Genomic DNA, 20,446 nt, shown 5'->3' on the forward strand with positions numbered 1-20,446 from the left:
GGGCTATAAATGAAGGAACACGAAGAATTTCAAGCAGTAAGTCAATTTTTTAAAGTTTTGAGTGATCCGACACGGTTAAAAATTTTAATGTTCCTAAAAGAGGGAGAGCGGAATGTGTCATCGATCAGTGAAACATTAGCGATGGAGCAGTCCGCGGTCTCTCATCAATTAAAATTATTGCGTGATAACCGATTAGTCAAAGCGCGTCGTGATGGAAAGGCGATGCTTTATAGTCTAGACGATCAGCATGTCTTAGATGTTCTAGAGCAGACCTTTCGACACGTCTTGCATCAATAAAGAGAGGCTTTTCCAAAATTTTTGGAAAAGCTCTTTTTTTTTACAAAAATTTTGTTATACTGATAGCTAACTATTAGAATACGATGAAATTACTTTTAATACGAATGTAATTTAACGGAGGCGGAATATGGAAAAAGCAGTCAAGGTGGGTTTATTAGGTTTAGGTGTGGTAGGTACCGGTGTCTTAGAGATTTTGGCAGATCATCAAGAGAAAATTGAAAAAAGTATTGGCGGCCCCTTGCTTGTAACGAAAGCCTTGATTCGACCGAATGAGGACAAAAGTGCGTTAGCGGAGAAATATCATTTGGAACTGGTTACCGAATTGGACGCGATTCTGAATGACCCAGAGATCGATATCGTCGTAGAGGTTATGGGGCGTATCGAACCAGCTAAGACATTCATCAAGGAAGCTTTAGTAGCTGGCAAGCATGTGGTGACAGCGAACAAAGACTTGTTGGCTCAGCATGGCAGTGAGCTAGTGGATCTAGCACGTGAGCAGCAACGTAATTTGTACTACGAAGCAAGCGTTGCTGGCGGTATCCCGATCTTGCGGACGATCGCCAACAGTTTAGCGGCGGATGATATTACTGAAGTCCTAGGGATCGTCAACGGCACAACAAACTATATGCTGACAAAGATGGTGCAGGAGCATCGTACGTATGAGGAAACATTGAAGGAAGCACAGGTACTAGGCTTTGCGGAAAGCGATCCGACAAACGATGTCGACGGGATTGATGCGGCATATAAAATGGTTATTTTAAGTAAATTTGCATTTGGTATGTCTATTACGATGGATCAAGTCAAAATCAAAGGAATTCGAGGACTCGCTGCAAAAGATGTTCTGGTGGCGGACCAGCTAGGTTACACCGTTAAATTGATCGGTTCAACCATCAAAAAAGAGGACACGATCTCAGTGGAAGTCGGACCCGTTTTGGTTCCTCATACGCATCCACTCGCCTCTATCCACAATGAAATGAATGCTGTTTTTGTTAAGAGCTCAGGAATCGGTGAGTCCATGTATTATGGACCTGGTGCGGGGGCACGTCCGACAGCAACAAGTATCGTTGCAGATCTGATGACGATCGCTAACAAGATGAAGAAAAATACAGTGGGCCATCGTTTTACAGGGTATACGCAGCCAACTAAATTAACGTCGCCGAGTGAAAATATTAGTAAATACTTTTTATCGCTGGAAATGCCGGACGAACCGGGACAATTCTTGAAACTTGCTGAGATTATGACGCAGACGCAAGTAGGTTTTGAACAAGTTGTTCAGGAAAAAGCGGATGGGGAAAATGCACGTGTTGTCGTGGTCACACATGAGACATCAGAGACAAAGATGAACCAAATCCAAGAAGAAATCAAAGAAAAAACAACATATAAAGTAGTATCGTTGATGAAAGTTATGGGGGAATAAACATGTACGAAGGTCTATTAAAGCAATACAAAGAATATTTGCCAATCACAGATAAAACGCCTCAGATTGCTCTGGCGGAGGGAAATACCCCGCTCATTCCTTTAAAGAATTTATCAGAAGAACTGGGGATTACCTTATACGGAAAATATGAAGGGCTGAATCCTACAGGATCATTTAAAGATCGCGGAATGGTGATGGCAGTTGCCAAAGCGGTAGAGGATGGTGCGAAGGCGATCATCTGTGCATCGACAGGCAACACGAGTGCAGCCGCGGCTGCCTATGCCACACGTGCGGGTATCAAAGCGTATGTCGTAATTCCTGACGGCAAGATCGCGATGGGTAAATTGGCCCAAGCGATTGCTTACGGAGCGGACATCATTTCGATCCCTGGAAATTTCGATGAAGCACTAAAGGCAGTTCGTGATATTGCTGAGACCGAAGCGGTAGCGTTAGTCAATTCAGTAAATCCATACCGCTTAGAAGGACAGAAAACAGCCGCTTTTGAAATCTGTGAACAACTAGAAAAAGCGCCAGATGTATTGGCGATCCCTGTGGGAAATGCTGGAAATATTTCTGCTTACTGGAAAGGGTTCAAAGAATGGCATGAGAAAAAAGGAACAGCCTTGCCGCGTATGCACGGTTTTGAAGCCGAGGGGGCCGCTGCGATCGTGAGAGGTGAAGTTATTGAAGCGCCGGAAACGGTTGCTACAGCAATCCGAATCGGTAATCCAGCTAGCTGGAAGTTGGCCGAAGCAGCCCGCGACGAATCGAAGGGGCATATTGATTCAGTGACAGATGAGGAAATTTTGAATGCTTATCGCAAAGTTGCAGCACAAGAAGGTGTTTTTGTTGAGCCAGGCTCAGCGGCTTCACTGGCAGGTGTGATCCAGCACGTGAAAAATGGACGGATCAAGCCTGGTGAAACGGTAGTGACAGTCTTCACTGGAAACGGCTTGAAAGACCCAGATACAGCAATCAACGAAACAACGATCACGATTAATAAGATGAGTGACTTGGAGGACATGCGCCGACACTTACGTGAAGGAGTGGCTTCTCTATGAAAATCCGCGTCCCAGCCACTAGTGCAAACTTAGGCCCAGGATTTGATTCATGTGGTATCGCGCTCTCCCAATATTTGACGATCGATATCGGTCCAGAAACAAAAAAATGGCAGATCAAGCATCAGTTAGGCAGTGAGATTCCTTCTGATGAACAGAATTTATTGATCCAAACGGCGTTAGATCTTGCGCCCAACTTGACACCGCACCAGATCACGATGACTTCAGACATTCCGATCGCTCGAGGTCTGGGCAGCAGTTCATCCGTCGTTGTAGCGGGAATCGAACTAGCGAATCGACTAGGAAATCTAGGGATGACGCCGCAAAGAAAAGTGACTTACGCGACAAAAATCGAGGGGCATCCAGACAATGTCGCCCCAGCAATATGCGGTGATTTTGTAGTGGCGAGTTATAACAATAATGAAGTGAATTTTGTGAAGCATGCCTTTCCTGATTGCGATGTGATTGCCTTCATTCCAAATCATGAGTTATTGACCTCGGAAAGTCGCGCTGTTTTACCTAAAGAAATGTCTTATCGAGATGCGGTAAAAGCCAGTTCAATCGGGAATGTTATGATCGCAGCAGTTTTGAACGGCAATTTGCCCTTAGCTGGAAAAATGATGGAGCGAGACATTTTGCATGAAAGTCACCGCCAGCATTTAGTTCCTCATTTGAAGAAAATTCGAGAGTTTTGTAAAGTTTATGGCGGGTACGGCAGCTTTTTAAGCGGAGCAGGTCCAACAGTCTTAGTTTTGACACCGCCTGAGAATACAGAAAAACTGGTCACAGCCTTGAAAGCCTTTGACCATGAAGCAATGATCGATGTGCTTTCTGTTGAAAAAGAAGGCGTCCAAATATTTTAATTGCGTTGAAGAGAAGAGTACAAGGAATCGGACTTGACAGAGAGCTTCGGGAATTGAGAAGAAGCAGCAGCGATTCATTGGAAGATGGCCTTGGAGCAATTGTCTTTATCAGACACGGGAATGCCCGTTACAGCAGTTCGTAGCAATACGACACAAGATCAGTCTTGCAAGAGACTGGTAAACTAAGGTGGTACCACGGCACTCCCGTCCTTTCAATATGAAAAGACGGGAGTTTTTTGTGAGTTTCACTTCCTGCTTCAGCAGGATAGTGAAATCATATGCGTATGAGAATCATGCATTTTTCTGCTCTTTAGAAAAATGGCTCTTCTAACTCGAATTAGCTGTCAGTTCTGATTTTCGCAGTTTAGTACAATTCGACCGGGGAATTGGGCCTTAGAAAATGTATGGAATAACTCGTTTAGCAGAATGATATGTCGAAGAAGATAAGAATAAATTTTGTAAAAAATTTATACCTCAATTGGATTCTGAATCGACTGTGAGCTTCAGCAGGATAGCGAAATCATATGCGTATGAGAATCATGCATTTTATTAAAATAAATGAAAAAATCAATCGAAAACAGGAGGGAATAATTATGGAATTTGAAACAAAATGTTTACATGCAGGCTATCAACCGGAGAATGGGGAACCTCGGGTGCTCCCAATTGTTCAGAGCACGACCTACGCTTATGAGTCTACGGAAGAGATCGGAAAATTGTTTGATTTGGAAGCAGCCGGCTATTTTTATACTCGGTTGGCGAACCCAACGACAGGTGCAGTGGAAGCAAAAATCGCAGCGCTTGAGGGTGGGGTGGGCGCCTTATGCACATCTTCTGGTCAAGCAGCTACCTTCTATGCGGTATTGAATATCTTAGAAGCCGGCGATCATTTGATTTCTTCCAGCTACATCTATGGCGGGACCTACAACCTATTTGCCCATACATTCAGAAAGATGGGTATCGAAGTAACTTTTATCGATCAAGATGCTTCAAAAGAAGAAATACTGAAGGCGGCGAGACCAAACACTAAAGCTATTTTTGGTGAAACGATCGCGAATCCTGCGGTGAAAGTTTTGGACCAAGAAAAATTTGCGACGATCGCCAAAGAATTAGCTGTTCCCTTTATTATTGATAACACGTTTGCGACGCCATACTTCTGTCGTCCTATCGAATTTGGTGCAAATATCGTTATCCATAGTACAACAAAATATTTGGATGGTCATGCAGTGCAAACAGGTGGCGTGATTGTGGATGGTGGAAATTTTGATTGGAACAACGGAAAATTCCCGCAGCTTTCGGAACCAGATGAAACGTACCACGGAATCGTATACACAGAAAAATTTGGAGAAGCTGCTTATATTACGAAAGCGCGTGTTCAACTGATGAGGGATCTAGGGGCGACACCGTCTCCGCAAAATTCATTCCTACTTAATCTTGGCATGGAAACTTTGCCGGTTCGGATGGATCGTCATTATGAGAATGCATTGACGATTGCGAACTTTTTAAACCAGCAGCCGGCGATTAAAAAGGTTTATTATCCCGGATTGGAAAGCGATGAAAATTATGAATTGGCTCAAAAATATGTTCCAAACGGATTATGCGGTGTGATCTCAGTTGAGTTTGCAGATGGGAAAGAAACAGCAGCGAAATGGTTAGATGCGCTAGAATTAGTGTCATTAGAAGTTCACGTAGCAGACATACGAACCTGCGCATTGCATCCTGCAACATCGACACATCGTCAACTGACGGATGAAGAGCTGCATCAAGCGGGAATTTCTCCAGGATTGGTTCGTGTATCCTGTGGAATTGAGAATGTAAAGGATATTCTTGCTGACTTGCGCCAAGCTTTTGACAAATTGGAGGGGTAATGTATGCCGATTCGTTTGAAGCCAGATTTTCCAGCAACGTCTGTTTTAGAATCTGAAGATATTTTTGCGATCGATAACTCTCGAGCGGAGCATCAAGACATTCGTCCACTGAAATTAGTGATCTTGAATTTGATGCCGAATAAAATCGATACCGAAATCCATCTGTTGCGATTGATTAGTCAGAGCCCTTTACAGATCGATGTGGACTTTTTAAAGGTAGCAAGCCATGAGCATAAAAATACAAGTAAAAATCATTTAGATAAGTTTTATCTGGAGTTTTCACAGGTGAGAGAGTCTTGCTATGATGGATTGATCATCACAGGTGCTCCGATTGAACAAATGAGGTTTGAAGAAGTGGATTACTGGTCGGAGCTGGCAGAAATTATGGCATGGAGCCAGACTTCTGTAACGTCGGTCGTGCATATTTGCTGGGGAGCACAAGCCGGTTTGTATTATCATTTCGGAGTGGAAAAGGTTCCCTTTGAGGAGAAGTTGTTTGGAATCTTTAAACAGGACATTGAACACCACTTTCGTTTATTTAGAGGCTTTGATGACCGTTTTTGGATGCCGCAATCTCGTTATACGGGAATCAATGAAGAGCAAGTTCGTCAGAAAAAAATCAAGGTAATCGCCAAAGATGAGAACGAACGATCAGCGATCTTGATCTCTGAAGATGAGCATGACATTTTCCTAATGGGGCATTTCGAGTACGCAACGGATACCTTGGAAAAGGAATACTTACGGGATCATGAACGTGGATTGGACACGGCCAAGCCTGCAAATTATTATGAGAACGGGAAAATCTACAATTATTGGCGGGCTCACGCACAGTTGTTTTATCACAACTGGCTAAATGACGTCTATCAAATAACTCCGTATCGTCTAGAGCGGATTCGTGAATTACAAGAAGAAAGAAAGCTGGGATCGTAAAGATCTCAGCTTTCTTCTTCCATAAAGTAATAACTATGGTCTTCTAAATCTAAGGCACTCATGATCATAGCAGCGGTCTCTTCAATAGAGAGTGTTGCAACATTGATGATTTCACAGCCCAATTTGTGATAAAGCTCATTGGCAAATTTGAGCTCCGCTTGAATTTTTTCACGATCGGAGTAGGCTGTTTCAGGATTCAATCCGTAGGCACGCATGCGTTCTTTGCGGATACCGATCAGCACTTCTGGATCATTCGTCAATCCGACGATTTTTTTCGGATCAATTTCAAAGAGTTGTTTTGGAATATGCGCTTGCGGTATCAACGGCAAGTTGGCGACCTTTAAGTTTTTATTTGCTAAATATAGACTTAATGGCGTTTTTGAAGTTCTGGATACGCCAAGCAGCACAACATCTGCTTCTAAAAATCCGCGGGGATCTTTTCCGTCGTCATATTTGACTGCAAATTCCATCGCTTTGATCCGTTTGAAGTAATTTTCATTTAAATGGTGCAAGGCACCTCGTTCGCCCGTCGGTTCAAGATGTGCTCGTCGGCCGATCTCGCTGACGACAGGATTCAACAGGTCCATTGTAAACAGGTCTTTGTCTTCACAAAATTCCTTTGCGATTTTTGCTAATTTTGGATCGATCAATGTATAAATGATCATACCGTTTTCGGCTTTTGCATCATTTAAAGCTTTCATCAATAATTCTTCCGTGTGAACAAAGGTACGACGGAAGAGACAAAATTCTACGGTAGGGTATTGTGCCATCGAGGCTTGGGCAAGCTTAGATGCAGTCTCCCCAGCAGAATCGGAGATGATGAAAATAGTGACTAACTCATTTTGTTTTTCGCTATTCATAAAAATAATCTCCCTTGCAATCAAGAATAATTTATTATACCATATTGTTTATTCGGAATCATTACACTTTGAAACGAGGGATACCATGACACAGACGACTTTATTAGAAAAGGCCTTGTCGAAGGTAAAAGAAAATGGCTTTAAATACACAAAAAAACGTGAAACATTACTCGATTATTTAATCAAATCCAATCGCTATGTTGCTGCTCGTGAAGTCTATGATTATTTAAACGATCAATTTCCAGGATTGAGCTATGATACCGTCTATCGTAATTTGAGAGAATTTTGTGAAATCGGCCTGATCGAGGATACTGAATTACAGGGTGAAATGAAGTTCCGATTCAGTTGCAGTGAAAATTTTGAGCACCATCATCATTTTATATGTACCGTTTGCGGAATGACGAAAGAGATCCACATGTGCCCAATGAACTTTTTTAAAGAACAGCTGGATGGCTGTGAAATTGAAGGACATCGCTTTGAGCTATACGGCCGATGTGAAAAATGCCAAAAAGTTAATGAATAAATTAAGAATTAAAATTCTTCAGTGCCTTGACTCAAAATAGCCCATTGGATATAATAACTTATGGACGGTCTTGTTGTTTGGAAGTACATTTCAATAACAAAAACGGTTACATTTCAAGCCCGGAGGGAGGGAATTTATATGTCAAAAACAGTGGTTCGTAAAAATGAATCTCTTGACGATGCTCTTCGTCGCTTCAAACGTTCCGTTTCAAAAGCAGGGACTCTACAAGAATCTCGCAAACGTGAATTTTATGAAAAACCAAGCGTGAAACGTAAGAAAAAATCAGAAGCAGCTAGAAAACGTAAGAAATTCTAGTCTGTGAACGGAGTGATTCTATTGTCACTACTTACTACCTTGAATGAAGACATGAAGCAAGCGATGCGAGCAAAAGACAAAGAGACTTTGCAAGTGATCCGGATGCTTAAAGCTTCGATTCAAAATGAGCAGATCAAAAAAGGTCAGGATTTGAACGACGAAGAAGAACTGACAGTTTTATCTCGTGAGATGAAACAGCGTCGAGACTCTTTAGCCGAGTTTGAAAAAGCTGATCGCACCGATTTGGCCGATAAAGTCAAAAAGGAAATCGTAATTGTTGAAAACTATTTGCCAGCTCAGCTTTCTGAAGAGGAGATCCGTGCAATCGTTACAGAAGCAGTTGCAAAAACAGGAGCGACTTCACCAAAGGAATTTGGTAAAGTGATGGGCGCAGTGATGCCGAAAGTCAAAGGTAAAGCCGATGGCAATCAAGTCAATGCAATCGTCAAAGAGCTTCTAAATAAGTAAGCAATAATGAAAGCCGAGAGAAGAATCTCTCGGCTTTTTTTGTCAGTCCAACTTTTCGCAGTCTAACAAAGTATGAGGTCAAAAAAAGTTGATAAAATTCAAACAGTGAGCAAGCTGTTTAGTTGGAGGATATGCGTACGAAAATAAAATCATTTTTTCCGCTTTTGGAAAAATGAATTCAGACAGAATGAGCTAGCTGCCCGTTAGGCTTCTATAGTTTTCAGAACTTGGGCAACATAAATGGATATTAGTAGGGGTAAAAGCATGCAAAGGGAGAAATCTTGGCTAGGCTCTTGAAAAATGGAAGTCATCTATTATAATAGGGGAACTCTAATCAAGAAAAAAATTTGGTCAATCCCTCTCATTATTCGTAAGTGACGGGATTTAGCTGGAAATGACTCATTTTTTTAGTAAGCTCACTTGTTTATTAGGTTGTTTTTAACTAAAGTTTAGACAATTTTTCTTTTATTTAGAGTGTGGTATTATAAGAAGGAATGATTTACGAAGGGATGAGCGCTTGTTGAATAGCAACGATTTTGAGTCGTTAGAAATAAAGCTTGATGGGAAAGATGACATCAGTATGCTTTTAGGTACCCATGATAAGCACATAAAATTTTTAGAAGATAATACAGAAACGACGATCAATACTCGCGGTGAAATGATCCAGATTATTGGACCAAAGGATGAAACCAAGCTGGTGGGTGATGTGATCCGTACATTGCAATTGCTGATTGATCGCGGCATCAAGGTGGCTACGCCTGACGTCATGACCGCATTGCGTCTCGCACGCGAAGATCACTTGGATGAATTTATTATGATGTATGAAGAAGAATTGCTGAAGGATCGTAATGGGAAGCCTATTCGCCCTAAAAATATTGGGCAGAGCCGCTATATTGCAGCCGTACGAAAATCAGATGTAGTATTTGGTGTTGGCCCAGCCGGAACTGGGAAAACGTATCTGGCGATCGTGATGGCTATTGCTGCGTTGAAAAAGGGAGAAGTCCAACGCATTATTTTGACGCGTCCAGCAGTAGAAGCAGGAGAAAGTCTGGGCTTCTTGCCAGGCGATTTAAAGGAAAAGGTAGACCCGTATTTGCGTCCGATGTACGATGCGCTGCATCAAATTTTTGGTGTAGAGCATACCAACCGTCTATTAGAGCGGGGCGTCATCGAAATTGCGCCTTTGGCTTATATGCGTGGACGTACATTAGATGATGCGTTCGTTATTCTAGATGAGGCGCAAAATACGACGATCTCACAAATGAAGATGTTTTTGACGCGTCTTGGGTTTAATTCTAAGATGATCGTCAATGGAGATACTTCTCAGGTGGACCTTCCGAGAGGCCAAGTCAGTGGTCTGATCCATGCGGAAAGAACGTTAAAGGGAATCAAAAAAATTCGCTTCGTAAACTTTGAAACGGGGGATGTTGTAAGACACCCGGTTGTTGCAGAGATCATCGAAGCCTATGAACAAGAGAACCTACGACACCAAGAAAAGTAGTCAGGAGGGAATTGAATGTTAAATCAACCAATCAATAACTTGCTGAAAAAGTTAGGTTCAAAATTTATACCGATCATTTTAGTGATCTTTTCAACGATATTGGTCTTGACGATGCTTACTAGCGTGCTTCAAAAGAGCGTGGACTACAAAGAAGGTCAAGTTGCTACGGAGAGTATTCGGGCCAACAAAACGATTGAAAACAAAGCGGAGACGGATCAGAAACGTCAGCTTGCTGCCGAGGCGGTGACGCCTGAGTACACGTATCAATCGGATCTTGCTCAGACGCAGCATGACCGTATCAGCCAATTGATCGGGATTATTCAAAAGGCAAATAACGAGTTAGATAAAAATTATCAAACCAAAGTTTCTCAGGCAAAGGATGGCGAAAAGGTCCCTCAGCCTACTGTTGATGAACGTGTAGCGGCAGTGAAGAAAAATTTTGAAGGGTTAGACCCTGATACTGTATCCTTTTACCAAGAGCTTCCCGAAGACTTTTACCAAGCGGTCGTACAATTGGGTACGAGTGATTTGAACAAGGTCGGAACGGAAAGCTTGAAGTTGTTAGATGAACAAATGATGAAGCGGATTCGCCAGAGCGACCTTGCTGAATACAAACAGCAAGCGATCGATAAGATCCAAGCGTTAAATCTGACGGATGAAGCAAACCAAGCGATGCGCTATTTATTGGAAGAAGGCATCGTCATCAATGACTCTTTGAACCAGAAGCGAACAGACGAGCTCAAGGAACAAGCCAGTGAATCTGTTCAGCCAGTCATGATCTTCCAAGGCGAGGTAATCGTTCGTGAAGGCAGTCAAATCGACGCAAATGCTATTAACAAGTTGAAGCTGCTAGGCTTGACGAGTTCAAGCACCTCGGTTTTTCCATTGATCGCAATGATTTTAGCTGCTGTTTTACAAGGGGTGCTTCTATGGTTTTACAGTCGTCAGTTTGAAGTGGAGTTTCAACGTGTGCGCTTCATTTTATTCTATAGTGCAACAATGACCATTGGTGTCATTATTATGAAGATCTTGCAATCCTTCCAAGGGAGCACGTCGAATAATCTGGCGCTGTTTTTCCCAGCAGCCTTTATGCCGTTGATCTTGACCGTCTTTGTCAATCGACGGGCGGGCGCTTTGGCCGCAGTTTTTCAAACGGTTTTTGCGTTGTTTATTTATTACAAAGCCATCGGTACCAACATGCTTCCAGTCATTTTGATGACGTATCTCTTTTCTGGAACATTGGCTGTGATGGTAAAACAAAAACGGCTGTCTGACCAAGTAAAACAAGCGATGCTGTGGATCGTGGCCTTCCCGATTGTTTGGTCGATCATATTGAGTATTTACCAAGGGATGTCCTTTATGGACAGTCAGACATGGGGCCTGTTGCTGGGGGCATTCGCTGCTAGCATGCTGTCCTTTATCATGGGCATGGGGCTTCAACCGTATATAGAGATTCTAGTGACAGACAGTGGTGTGATCACGCTGAATGAGTTAAGCAACCCGAACCATCCGTTGCTGAAGCAATTGTTGGAAGAAGCGCCGGGGACGTACCATCACTCAATGATGGTCGCCAATCTTAGTGCCAATGCGGTAGCAGAGATCGGAGGGCGTTCACTGCTGACACGAGTGGCTTGTTATTATCACGATATCGGTAAGATCCGTCACGCGAATTTCTTCGTTGAAAATCTTCCGACGGGGGCTGAAAATCCCCACAACTTCCTGTTGCCGGAAGACAGTAAGCAAATCATCTTCGGTCATGTGATCGAAGGCGCGAAAATTTTGAAAAAATACAAAATGCCGCAAATGGTCATTGATATTTGTTACCAGCATCACGGAACGACGTTGATGAAATTCTTCTACTTTAAAGCAAAAGAGCGGAATCCTGAAACAACCGAAGCGGAATTTCGTTATCCAGGACCGAAGCCTCAAACGCGTGAAGCGGGTGTGGTAAACATTGCCGACAGTTGTGAAGCAGCAGTCAGAGCAATGGACCATCCTTCGATTGATAAGATTACGGATTTTGTCCATAATTTAATCGAAGAACGGATCAGCGACGGGCAACTGGATGATTCTGGGTTGACGTTGAAAGAGATTCGAATCGTTGAGAAATCATTGATCAGCGGATTGAGCTCCACGTTCCATTCACGGATCAAGTATCCAAGAATGCAATCAGAAGCTGAAAAGATGAAAGAAGAGCAAGAGAAAAAAGGGGCAGAATAATGGATATTACTTTTATTGATGAAACAGAGCAGGTCTCTGAAGAAAAAATACAAGAAATCGATGGTGTACTGCAATTTGCGGCAGATTATTTAAAACTACCGGAAGATACAGAAATGTCTGTGACGTTTATGGACAACGCGGCGATCCAAGTCATCAATCGCGACTATCGCGGCAAAGATGCACCGACCGATGTCATTAGTTTTGCACTGGAAGAAGAAGGGGAAAACGAGGTTCCGATCATCATGGATGAAGAAAATCCGATGCCGCGGAACCTGGGCGACATCATGATCTCTACAGAACGTGCGCGAGAACAAGCAGAAGATTACGGGCACAGTTTTGATCGTGAATTAGGATTTTTAGCCGTACACGGTTTTTTACATATCAATGGGTACGACCATATGACTCCTGAGGATGAAAAAGAGATGTTTGGTCTACAGAAAGAGATATTAGATGCCTATGGACTTAAAAGATAAACCCGAAAAAAACAAACATTTTGTTACCTCTTTGGAATTTGCGATTCAGGGGATCAAGACCGTCTTCCAGGAAGAACGCAATATGCGGGCCCATGTCGTTTTTGGGCTGATGGCGATTCTCGTAGCTTTTTTATTAGGGGTCTCCGTGTTGGAGTGGCTCTGGATATTTTTGGCGGTCTTCTTAGTTTGGATCGTTGAGATCATCAACACGGTATTTGAGAATGTGGTGGATATGGTGACCGATTGCCACTTCCATCCAATCGGAAAAAAGATCAAGGACATGGCCGCAGGCGCAGTGTTGGTGACGTCACTATTTGCGATCATCGTTGGTGTGATCATCTTTTTACCAAAAATCATTGAGCTTTTCTTTAAGTAAACTGTACTTAAGGTTCAGAAAGGAACATTTACATGTCAGAACATAAATCAGGCTTTGTGGCAATCGTTGGCCGTCCGAATGTGGGCAAGTCAACATTGCTGAATCGCATCGTCGGGCAAAAAATCGCCATTATGAGTGATAAAGCGCAAACGACAAGAAATAAGATCCAAGGGGTATACACGATACCTGAAGCACAAATCGTATTCATCGATACACCCGGCATCCATAAGCCTAAGCATCGTTTAGGAGACTACATGGTGGAGATGGCTTACAGTGCACTAAGAGAAGTGGATGCGATCATGTTTATGGTCAGTGCTGAACAAAAGCGCGGCCGTGGGGACGACTTTATTTTGGAACGCTTGAGCAAACAACAAGTGCCTGTTTACTTAGTGATCAATAAGATCGATACGATCCATCCAGATGAATTGTTAGCGATCATTGATGATTATCGTACGATCATGGAATTCAAAGAGATCATTCCAATCTCCGCAACGGAAGGAAACAATGTGGAGCATCTGCTAGAGGTCTTGGTAGATCAAATGGACGAAGGACCACAATACTTCCCTGATGATCAAATCACTGACCATCCAGAATACTTCATCGTATCCGAACTGATCCGTGAAAAGGTCTTGAGTTTGACACGAGACGAGGTACCGCATTCTGTCGCGGTCGTTACAGAGTCGATGAAACGTGACGAGAACGATAAGGTTCATATTCAAGCGACGATCATCGTGGAACGGACGAGTCAAAAAGGGATCATTATCGGAAAAGGCGGCAAAATGTTGAAAAACATCGGGACGCAAGCCCGCAAAGATATTGAAACACTCTTGGCTGATAAAGTGTATTTAGAGTTATGGGTCAAAGTTCAAAAAGATTGGCGCGATAAACAAACGTATTTGCAAGATTACGGGTATCGCAAAGACGATTATTAATGGATCGGAGCTTCACGAATTTTTCGTGGAGCTTTTCTCATGAAATTGGAGGGACATCTATGGCACAAATCGGCGAGACGAAGGGGATCATCCTATTCAGTCGTGATTACAAGGAAAAGGACAAGCTGATCAAGATTTTTACTGAATCTGCTGGGAAGGTGATGTTCTTTGCCAAAGGCATTCATCGGGCGAATAATCCGTTGCAGACGGCTGTTCAACCCTTCACCGAGGCTGTCTTTATCGGGAATTTAAAAACAGATGGACTGTCCTTTCTCAACAGTGCAAAGGAGATCCATCCGTTGCGGAAGCTGCAAGAGGACATTTTTTTAAATGCCTATGGGTCCTATATTTTAGGGTTAGCGGATGCGGCGATCGAAGACCATGTCTATGATCCAGCGCTTTATGGCTTTACAAGAGAAGCGTTGCAGCGAATGAATGATGGTGAAGACGGCGAGACGATCATGAACATCTATGAAATACAGATCATGCAGCGTTTTGGAGTCTCATTGAACTGGCAGGCTTGCGGAGTCTGCGGCAAAAAAACGGGCGCGTTTGATTTTTCATCGAAGTATAACGGGATCTTGTGTCAGGAGCATTGGGATCTAGATCCTCATCGCTACCATGCAGATCCGAGAGCGATTTATTTTCTTCGGATGTTCAACAGTATCACCTACGAAACGATCAATACGATCAGTCTAAAACCGGAAACAAAAAAAGCGATCCGGCAAACGCTGGATCAATTGTATGAAGAATATATCGGGCTGCATTTAAAAAGTAAAAAATTCATTGATCAAATGAGTGAATGGCAAGATGTTTTAAAGCCAAAAGAGGAAGAATAAGCTGCTGTACCAAATCGGTGCGGCAGCTTATTTTTTTGTCTTCAATCGTTTGCAAATAGCAAACCAAGAGAGGCTGCCAAAGAAGGATAGGAAACAATAGAGAAAAAGCATTTCTCCCGTTAAGTGATTCTGATAGAGGATAGCCGAGGCGAATGTTCCAGTGATCAAAAAGTAAAAGAAATAAACGAGTAACTTTGCTCTATTCGTCCAATCCGTCTTTTTCTCAATGAGATAGGAAAAGGGTAAGAAAAAAAGAACGACGGCAATCGAAAAGGCACGTTTCGCTGACCAGCCGTGTAGAAATAAGTCGCGGAACGAGTCAAATAGAAGCGCTGCAACAAATACCCCTAGAAATAATAAAAGGTTTTGGTCTTTCCTTTGTTTTACATGTCGCTGTGTCATTAAACGTTCTCCTGTCTAGTTCTTTTGGATGACAGAGAAGCTGTGAGCAGCCAAGATAAGCTGCCGATAAAAAGTGCCAGGATCGCAAGTAAGAAGACCGACGTGTGATCAACGAGACTTTTCTCAAAAATACTTTGAAGGATCAATGTAATGAAGGAAAGGAGAAAGCAAATAAAGAATTGCCCAGTTTTCTTTTTCGTAAAGTTTGAAGCGAGAATGCCAATAGAGTAGAACCAAATCAAACTAAAAATATAGCTGAGATTGGAAAGGAGAGGCGCACCTCTGAAAAAATTTACGATCCCTTGCACGGCAGACAACGTAACGATCAGTAGCAGGATAGACAACTTCGGATTCTCTGCAATAAATAACTCAAATCTATGATGTACTCTTTTCGATGATGCAAACATAATGATCCCTCCTAACGTATTGCTAAAAGTATAGCAGAAATACTGGGCCTTTCGGATAGAAATTCTGAGAATCGGCTATTGAAAAAAGAATTCTTTTTTTGTGTGATTTTCCTAAAAGTAGAAAGCTTCGCAGGTTTCCATTGCAATTTTATGATAAAGTGATTAATATGGTTAGAAAAAACTAATCTAAATCCAATCAAATCAAGGAGTGATAGTGTGGAAGAATTATGGGAAGTCCTGAGACCAGAAGAACAAATCGAATTAGAGTTAAGAAAGTTGTATACTCAGCATCATTTTCATCCCTATCACTTAAATAATTTCGAAGAGTATAGCAACTATCAGCAAAGCTATAACTTTTTACGAAATTCTTCCATTATAACGTTTACGGGAAATGACGGGCGAACCATGGCTCTGAAACCCGATGTGACGCTTTCGATCGCGAAAAATACACCCGCGGGAGAGGCACGGAAAGTTTATTATGTCGAGGATGTCTATCGCCACGACCGCCAGGCGGGGGAATACCAAAAAATTTATCAGATCGGTTTAGAGATCATTGATGAGATTACTTGGGAAGATCAATTGGAAGTACTGAAGCTGGCTTGGGAAAGCTTGGCTCAGGTGGGGGAAGGCACGCTGGATCTTTCCCATATGGGGATCTTGAATGGCATCTGCGAACGCTTCCCAGAAGAGGATCGTCCGAAAGTGCTGGATTGTTTACGGGACAAGAGTTCTCACGGAATGGATACCTTAACGAAAAAAGCTGGCTTGTCTGATGAAGAATCGGAGCATTTGGCGAAGCTGGTGCGTTTGTCGGGAGATTTTGAAACGAAATATCAGCGAGCAAAAGTATTATTGGCAGATTATCCGCAAGCACAAGCGGGATTAGAAGAATTGAAGCAATTGTACAAGGCTTTACAGGAGGACAACCTCTCCAACAAGATTCGTCTGCGGCTTGATTTTTCTATCATGAACGATGCCGACTACTATAGCGGCTTGCTGTTTCAAGGTTTTATCAAGGAAGCACGGGAGACTATTTTATACGGCGGCCGTTATGACCGCTTGATGAGTCGGCAGGGCAAGGATCAAGGGGCGATCGGCTTTGGGATGAAGCTGAATCATGTGGGTCAGAAACTGCCGGATGACACGCAGGACTCGGATTATTTAAATATTGCCTTACCGAAAGGGCGGATGGGCGATGCCGTTTATGACCTGTTCACCAAAGCAGGAGTGGCTTCAGAGGGTGTTTTTGAAGAGAATCGTAAATTGATTTTTTGCGACGAGAAGAATAAACTGCGCTTCTTCTTGGTAAAACCTAGTGACGTTGCTATTTACGTAGAGCATGGAGCCGCGGATATCGGGGTTGTTGGCAAGGACATTTTATTGGAAAGCAAAGCCGAAGTCATCGAATTTCTCGATCTGCACATGGGGGAATGTCGGTTGGCGGTTGCCGCGCATAATGATTTTGAGGAAGATTTTTCTCGACCGTTACGTGTTTCAACGAAGTATCCTCAGATTACTCGGAAATACTACGAAGGACTGGGACGTTCGGTGGAACTGATCCACTTGCACGGCTCTATCGAGTTGGCGCCGTTGCTGGGACTATCTGATGTGATCGTGGACATTGTCGAGACAGGAACCACTCTGAAAGAAAATGACCTAAAAGTGATTCAGGATATTGCGCCGTCTTCCGCACGCATGATCATCAATCATGCGACGTGGCGCTTCAAACAGGAACGCATCCAGCGAGTGATCGAGAAGGTGAGGGAGCAGCTATGAGAGTTTATTCGACGAAAAAGGATCAATTAACGGCTATTTTGTCGCGAAGCTATTCTGAGACAGCAGATGTTTCAGCGGTAGTGACGAAAATTATTGAACGTGTGCAAAAAGGCGGCGATCAGGCACTGTATCAGCTCATCGAAGAAATCGATCAGGTGACATTGTCGTCGCTAGCTGTCACGGAGGCTGAGATCGAGGCGGCCAAGTCGGCGGTTTCGACAGAATTGCTAGAAGTGATGACGCAGGCGAAAGAAAATATTTTGGCGTTCCATAAGAAGCAGGTTCGTCAGGGGTTTGTTTCGACGGAACCAAACGGCGTGGTGATGGGACAGCGAATCAGTCCGTTGGCACGTGTCGGTGTGTATGTGCCTGGTGGAACAGCAGCCTATCCTAGTACGGTGTTGATGGATGTACTGCCGGCAAAAATAGCCGGAGTCAAAAAAATCGTCATGATCACGCCTACAGACCATGAGGGCAATGTCCCTGCTGCTATTTTGGCGGCGGCTTCTATCGCGGGCGTGGACAATGTGTACAAGGTTGGCGGCGCGCATGGCGTAGCGGCGCTTGCTTATGGAACAGAAACGATTCCCAAAGTCGATAAAATCGTCGGACCGGGAAATATTTACGTAGCGACTGCTAAAAAGATGGTGTACGGGGAAGTCGATATCGACATGATCGCCGGTCCCAGTGACGTATTGATCGTTGCGGATCATACAGCGAATCCGCGTTGGGTCGCAGCAGATCTTTTAGCTCAGGCGGAGCACGATAAATTGGCTCAAGCGATTCTGGTGACAACGGAAGAAGCCTTGATCGACGATGTTCAGGCAGAAATCGCTCAGCAATTGGCGACGCTGCCAAGAAGAGCGATCGCGGAAGCGGCCATTGAAACCAACGGGAAGATCATCTTGGTGAAGGATCTGGCTGAAGGACTGTCGATCGCGAATCAAATCGCACCGGAGCATCTCGAGTTAGCGGTGGCAGAGCCCTTTGCGCTGTTAGGAAAAGTGGAAAATGCCGGGAGCGTCTTTTTAGGGCACCATACGCCAGAGGTTTTAGGAGATTATTTTGCTGGTCCGAACCACACGTTGCCGACAGAAGGAACGGCGCGTTTTTACTCGCCATTGTCTGTCGATGACTTTGTAAAGAAGAGCAGCTATTTGTATTACACAGAAGAGGCGATGCGAGAAGCGGCTCACGCGGTGGAATTATTTGCGGAGACGGAAGAGTTGATGGGGCACGCACGGTCGATGAAAGTACGAAGAGGTGAAGAGGCATGACATTTTTGAACCAAAAATTTCAGGAGCTGGTTCCTTATACGCCAGGTGAACAGGTGGATGAGGAAAGCTTCATCAAATTGAATACGAATGAAAGTCCGTATCCGCCTGCGCCTAGTGTTCAAGCAGCAGTTGCCGAAGCTTCTCAAACATTGAATCGGTATTCCGATATCGCGGTAGAAGCGGTAGCCAAGCCATTGGCGGAATATTTAGGTGTGGAGCAGAAGCAGCTTTTTCTAGGGAATGGCAGCGATGAGGTCCTTTCGTATCTTTTCCAAGGCTTTACTGAAAAAGGCATCGCTTTCCCTGATGTGACCTACGGATTTTATCAAGTGTACAGCGGCTTGTATCATGTGGATGCGACTGTTGTTCCTTTGAAGGAGGATTTTTCACTTGAGTTGACAGATTATGATGCGTTGTCAGGAACCGTGATTTTTGCGAATCCGAATGCACCAACGGGAATATATCTGTCACAAACAGAGATCTGCGCTTTTATCGAAAAGCATCCTGAACGTTTGGTCATCGTGGATGAAGCCTATATCGATTTTAGCGGCGAGTCTATGGTGTCTTTGATCAATCGCTATAAAAATTTATTGGTCGTGGGCACCTTCTCCAAATCACGTCAGTTGGCTGGCGCGCGCTTAGGCTTTGGTGTCGGAAATGCGGCGCTGATCGCAGATATGAACCGCCTGCGTTTCAGCTTGAATCCTTACAATATCAATAGCCTGACCCAAGCAGCCGGTGGCGCTGTCTTGCAGGAGCAGGCCTATGTAGATGAAAAGATCCAAGAAACGATCCGAGTAAGAGAATGGAGCAAGCAGGAATTGACGGCCCTTGGCTTTGAACAAACAGACAGTCAGGGAAACTTTCTCTTTGCGAGGCATCCAAAAATGGCCGGGGAAACACTCTTCCAAGCCTTGAGAGAACGGAAAATTTTAGTCCGCTGGTTCAATCAGCCGCGGACGAAAGAATATTTGCGGATCACTGTGGGAACGCAAGAACAAATGGAACAATTGGCAGCGGCTTTGAGAAGCATATTAGAAGAGGTGAAGGCATGAGACAAGCAGAAGTAACGCGCAATACATCGGAAACGAAGATTCAATTGACCTTAGCAGTAGACGGCACTGGGCAGCAAACCATCAAAACGGGTGTCGGTTTTTTGGATCATATGCTGGAATTATTTGTACGCCATGGACGCTTTGATCTTGATCTGGTCTGTGACGGTGATATTGAAGTGGATGCACACCATACGACAGAGGATGTAGCCATCGCGATCGGTCGGGCATTTTCCGATAGCTTGGGGGAACGTCGCGGGATCAAACGCTACGGCAGTATGTTGTTGCCGATGGACGAAGCCCTAGTCATGGCAGCGATCGATATCAGCGGACGCGGGATGGCGGTCGTCGAGCTGGACATTCCTAGTGAAAAGATCGGTCAGCAGTTTGACACTGAATTGGTCGAAGAATTCTTCATCGCTTTTGCTCGGGAGATCGGCGCAACCATCCATTTGCATCAAATCGCCGGTAAGAACAGCCACCACATCGTGGAAGCCTGCTTCAAGGGCTTTGGGCGGGCACTGGGGGAAGCAGTGGCGATCAACCAAGCCGCACCAGATGAGATCCCATCGACAAAAGGGACGATAAATTAAGG

At 43.9% G+C, this 20,446-nt stretch carries 22 protein-coding genes; 19 read left to right on the forward strand and 3 right to left on the reverse strand.

Features of this window, described 5'->3' with window-relative positions; genetic code table 11:
• Window positions 1-9 precede the first annotated feature (9 nt).
• The 6 genes from IGI66_RS03945 (at window position 10) to IGI66_RS03970 (ending at window position 6,430) form a co-directional block, all read left to right on the forward strand.
• Window positions 10-297 carry an ArsR/SmtB family transcription factor gene (locus tag IGI66_RS03945; RefSeq protein ID WP_010781521.1) on the forward strand — a complete coding sequence of 96 codons (288 nt, stop codon included), beginning with the start codon at window positions 10-12 and terminating at the stop codon, window positions 295-297.
• 127 nt (window positions 298-424) lie between these two features.
• The gene (locus IGI66_RS03950) at window positions 425-1,714 is read left to right on the forward strand and encodes a homoserine dehydrogenase (protein ID WP_010781520.1); all 1,290 of its coding nucleotides are present in this window, start codon (window positions 425-427) and stop codon (window positions 1,712-1,714) included.
• A 2-nt stretch (window positions 1,715-1,716) separates the two neighbouring features.
• Complete coding sequence (thrC, locus tag IGI66_RS03955; RefSeq protein WP_010781519.1) at window positions 1,717-2,775, forward strand: threonine synthase; 1,059 nt, start codon at window positions 1,717-1,719, stop codon at window positions 2,773-2,775.
• The gene (thrB, locus tag IGI66_RS03960) at window positions 2,772-3,635 is read left to right on the forward strand and encodes a homoserine kinase (protein ID WP_086305537.1); all 864 of its coding nucleotides are present in this window, start codon (window positions 2,772-2,774) and stop codon (window positions 3,633-3,635) included. The genes thrC and thrB overlap by 4 nt, the downstream gene beginning before the upstream one ends.
• Before the next feature lie 593 nt (window positions 3,636-4,228).
• Window positions 4,229-5,500: an O-acetylhomoserine aminocarboxypropyltransferase/cysteine synthase family protein gene (locus tag IGI66_RS03965; protein ID WP_114524007.1), complete on the forward strand. Its 1,272-nt coding sequence runs from the start codon at window positions 4,229-4,231 to the stop codon at window positions 5,498-5,500.
• Window positions 5,501-5,503: 3 nt separating this feature from the next.
• Complete coding sequence (locus IGI66_RS03970) at window positions 5,504-6,430, forward strand: homoserine O-succinyltransferase (RefSeq protein ID WP_438847672.1); 927 nt, start codon at window positions 5,504-5,506, stop codon at window positions 6,428-6,430.
• Window positions 6,431-6,435: 5 nt separating this feature from the next.
• On the opposite strand, the gene IGI66_RS03975 is transcribed toward IGI66_RS03970, so the two are convergent.
• A complete protein-coding gene (locus tag IGI66_RS03975; RefSeq protein WP_010781515.1) occupies window positions 6,436-7,290 on the reverse strand; it encodes a pyruvate, water dikinase regulatory protein in 855 nt (284 codons plus the stop codon).
• Between the two features lie 85 nt (window positions 7,291-7,375).
• Here IGI66_RS03975 and IGI66_RS03980 point away from each other — a divergent pair, with 85 nt between their 5' ends.
• From IGI66_RS03980 to recO, 9 genes are all read left to right on the forward strand, one after another.
• Entirely contained in the window at window positions 7,376-7,813 is a 438-nt protein-coding gene (locus tag IGI66_RS03980) for a Fur family transcriptional regulator (RefSeq protein WP_010781514.1), read from the forward strand.
• Between the two features lie 138 nt (window positions 7,814-7,951).
• Window positions 7,952-8,128: a 30S ribosomal protein S21 gene (gene rpsU / locus IGI66_RS03985; RefSeq protein ID WP_002356740.1), complete on the forward strand. Its 177-nt coding sequence runs from the start codon at window positions 7,952-7,954 to the stop codon at window positions 8,126-8,128.
• A 21-nt stretch (window positions 8,129-8,149) separates the two neighbouring features.
• Window positions 8,150-8,596, forward strand: a complete 447-nt coding sequence (locus IGI66_RS03990; protein WP_010781513.1) for a GatB/YqeY domain-containing protein — start codon at window positions 8,150-8,152, stop codon at window positions 8,594-8,596.
• Window positions 8,597-9,176: 580 nt separating this feature from the next.
• A complete protein-coding gene (locus IGI66_RS03995; RefSeq protein WP_044926416.1) occupies window positions 9,177-10,097 on the forward strand; it encodes a PhoH family protein in 921 nt (306 codons plus the stop codon).
• A gap of 15 nt (window positions 10,098-10,112) precedes the next feature.
• A complete protein-coding gene (locus IGI66_RS04000; RefSeq protein WP_010781511.1) occupies window positions 10,113-12,317 on the forward strand; it encodes an HD family phosphohydrolase in 2,205 nt (734 codons plus the stop codon).
• Window positions 12,317-12,790, forward strand: coding sequence for an rRNA maturation RNase YbeY (ybeY, locus tag IGI66_RS04005; RefSeq protein ID WP_010781510.1), 474 nt, complete (start codon window positions 12,317-12,319; stop codon window positions 12,788-12,790). The genes IGI66_RS04000 and ybeY overlap by 1 nt, the downstream gene beginning before the upstream one ends.
• Window positions 12,768-13,166: a diacylglycerol kinase family protein gene (locus IGI66_RS04010; RefSeq protein WP_010781509.1), complete on the forward strand. Its 399-nt coding sequence runs from the start codon at window positions 12,768-12,770 to the stop codon at window positions 13,164-13,166. The genes ybeY and IGI66_RS04010 overlap by 23 nt, the downstream gene beginning before the upstream one ends.
• Window positions 13,167-13,198: 32 nt before the next feature.
• Window positions 13,199-14,098 carry a GTPase Era gene (era, locus tag IGI66_RS04015; protein ID WP_086305539.1) on the forward strand — a complete coding sequence of 300 codons (900 nt, stop codon included), beginning with the start codon at window positions 13,199-13,201 and terminating at the stop codon, window positions 14,096-14,098.
• 59 nt (window positions 14,099-14,157) lie between these two features.
• Window positions 14,158-14,937 carry a DNA repair protein RecO gene (gene recO, locus IGI66_RS04020; protein ID WP_010781507.1) on the forward strand — a complete coding sequence of 260 codons (780 nt, stop codon included), beginning with the start codon at window positions 14,158-14,160 and terminating at the stop codon, window positions 14,935-14,937.
• Window positions 14,938-14,964: 27 nt separating this feature from the next.
• On the opposite strand, the gene IGI66_RS04025 is transcribed toward recO, so the two are convergent.
• Window positions 14,965-15,339 carry a hypothetical protein gene (locus tag IGI66_RS04025; protein ID WP_438847677.1) on the reverse strand — a complete coding sequence of 125 codons (375 nt, stop codon included), beginning with the start codon at window positions 15,337-15,339 and terminating at the stop codon, window positions 14,965-14,967.
• The gene (locus tag IGI66_RS04030; protein WP_438847678.1) at window positions 15,339-15,746 is read right to left on the reverse strand and encodes a hypothetical protein; all 408 of its coding nucleotides are present in this window, start codon (window positions 15,744-15,746) and stop codon (window positions 15,339-15,341) included. Before IGI66_RS04030 ends, IGI66_RS04025 begins: the two co-directional genes overlap by 1 nt.
• Before the next feature lie 216 nt (window positions 15,747-15,962).
• On the opposite strand from IGI66_RS04030, the gene hisG reads away from it, so the two are divergent.
• From hisG to hisB, 4 genes are read left to right on the forward strand one after another with little or no spacing between them, the layout of a single operon-like run.
• A complete protein-coding gene (gene hisG / locus IGI66_RS04035; RefSeq protein ID WP_438847680.1) occupies window positions 15,963-17,522 on the forward strand; it encodes an ATP phosphoribosyltransferase in 1,560 nt (519 codons plus the stop codon).
• Window positions 17,519-18,799 carry a histidinol dehydrogenase gene (gene hisD / locus IGI66_RS04040; RefSeq protein WP_438847682.1) on the forward strand — a complete coding sequence of 427 codons (1,281 nt, stop codon included), beginning with the start codon at window positions 17,519-17,521 and terminating at the stop codon, window positions 18,797-18,799. Before hisG ends, hisD begins: the two co-directional genes overlap by 4 nt.
• The gene (hisC, locus tag IGI66_RS04045; RefSeq protein WP_438847684.1) at window positions 18,796-19,854 is read left to right on the forward strand and encodes a histidinol-phosphate transaminase; all 1,059 of its coding nucleotides are present in this window, start codon (window positions 18,796-18,798) and stop codon (window positions 19,852-19,854) included. The genes hisD and hisC overlap by 4 nt, the downstream gene beginning before the upstream one ends.
• The gene (gene hisB, locus IGI66_RS04050) at window positions 19,851-20,444 is read left to right on the forward strand and encodes an imidazoleglycerol-phosphate dehydratase HisB (protein WP_288226781.1); all 594 of its coding nucleotides are present in this window, start codon (window positions 19,851-19,853) and stop codon (window positions 20,442-20,444) included. Before hisC ends, hisB begins: the two co-directional genes overlap by 4 nt.
• The last annotated feature ends 2 nt before the right edge of the window (window positions 20,445-20,446 follow it).

Source organism: Enterococcus sp. AZ048 (assembly GCF_051715125.1).
In the GTDB taxonomy this organism is placed as follows: domain Bacteria; phylum Bacillota; class Bacilli; order Lactobacillales; family Enterococcaceae; genus Enterococcus_A; species Enterococcus_A gilvus.

Excerpts from the sequence above, each read along its gene's own strand:
- thrC (WP_010781519.1), top strand. The coding sequence starts at position 1,717 with ATGTACGAAGGTCTATTAAAGCAATACAAAGAATATTTGCCAATCACA.
- IGI66_RS03950 (WP_010781520.1), top strand. The coding sequence starts at position 425 with ATGGAAAAAGCAGTCAAGGTGGGTTTATTAGGTTTAGGTGTGGTAGGT.
- IGI66_RS03980 (WP_010781514.1), top strand. The coding sequence starts at position 7,376 with ATGACACAGACGACTTTATTAGAAAAGGCCTTGTCGAAGGTAAAAGAA.
- hisC (WP_438847684.1), top strand. The coding sequence starts at position 18,796 with ATGACATTTTTGAACCAAAAATTTCAGGAGCTGGTTCCTTATACGCCA.
- thrB (WP_086305537.1), top strand. The coding sequence starts at position 2,772 with ATGAAAATCCGCGTCCCAGCCACTAGTGCAAACTTAGGCCCAGGATTT.
- IGI66_RS03995 (WP_044926416.1), top strand. The coding sequence starts at position 9,177 with ATGCTTTTAGGTACCCATGATAAGCACATAAAATTTTTAGAAGATAAT.
- IGI66_RS04025 (WP_438847677.1), bottom strand. The coding sequence starts at position 15,339 with ATGACACAGCGACATGTAAAACAAAGGAAAGACCAAAACCTTTTATTA.
- rpsU (WP_002356740.1), top strand. The coding sequence starts at position 7,952 with ATGTCAAAAACAGTGGTTCGTAAAAATGAATCTCTTGACGATGCTCTT.
- IGI66_RS03965 (WP_114524007.1), top strand. The coding sequence starts at position 4,229 with ATGGAATTTGAAACAAAATGTTTACATGCAGGCTATCAACCGGAGAAT.
- hisD (WP_438847682.1), top strand. The coding sequence starts at position 17,519 with ATGAGAGTTTATTCGACGAAAAAGGATCAATTAACGGCTATTTTGTCG.
- ybeY (WP_010781510.1), top strand. The coding sequence starts at position 12,317 with ATGGATATTACTTTTATTGATGAAACAGAGCAGGTCTCTGAAGAAAAA.
- era (WP_086305539.1), top strand. The coding sequence starts at position 13,199 with ATGTCAGAACATAAATCAGGCTTTGTGGCAATCGTTGGCCGTCCGAAT.
- hisB (WP_288226781.1), top strand. The coding sequence starts at position 19,851 with ATGAGACAAGCAGAAGTAACGCGCAATACATCGGAAACGAAGATTCAA.
- recO (WP_010781507.1), top strand. The coding sequence starts at position 14,158 with ATGGCACAAATCGGCGAGACGAAGGGGATCATCCTATTCAGTCGTGAT.
- IGI66_RS04000 (WP_010781511.1), top strand. The coding sequence starts at position 10,113 with ATGTTAAATCAACCAATCAATAACTTGCTGAAAAAGTTAGGTTCAAAA.
- IGI66_RS03970 (WP_438847672.1), top strand. The coding sequence starts at position 5,504 with ATGCCGATTCGTTTGAAGCCAGATTTTCCAGCAACGTCTGTTTTAGAA.
- IGI66_RS04030 (WP_438847678.1), bottom strand. The coding sequence starts at position 15,746 with ATGTTTGCATCATCGAAAAGAGTACATCATAGATTTGAGTTATTTATT.
- IGI66_RS04010 (WP_010781509.1), top strand. The coding sequence starts at position 12,768 with ATGCCTATGGACTTAAAAGATAAACCCGAAAAAAACAAACATTTTGTT.
- IGI66_RS03945 (WP_010781521.1), top strand. The coding sequence starts at position 10 with ATGAAGGAACACGAAGAATTTCAAGCAGTAAGTCAATTTTTTAAAGTT.
- IGI66_RS03975 (WP_010781515.1), bottom strand. The coding sequence starts at position 7,290 with ATGAATAGCGAAAAACAAAATGAGTTAGTCACTATTTTCATCATCTCC.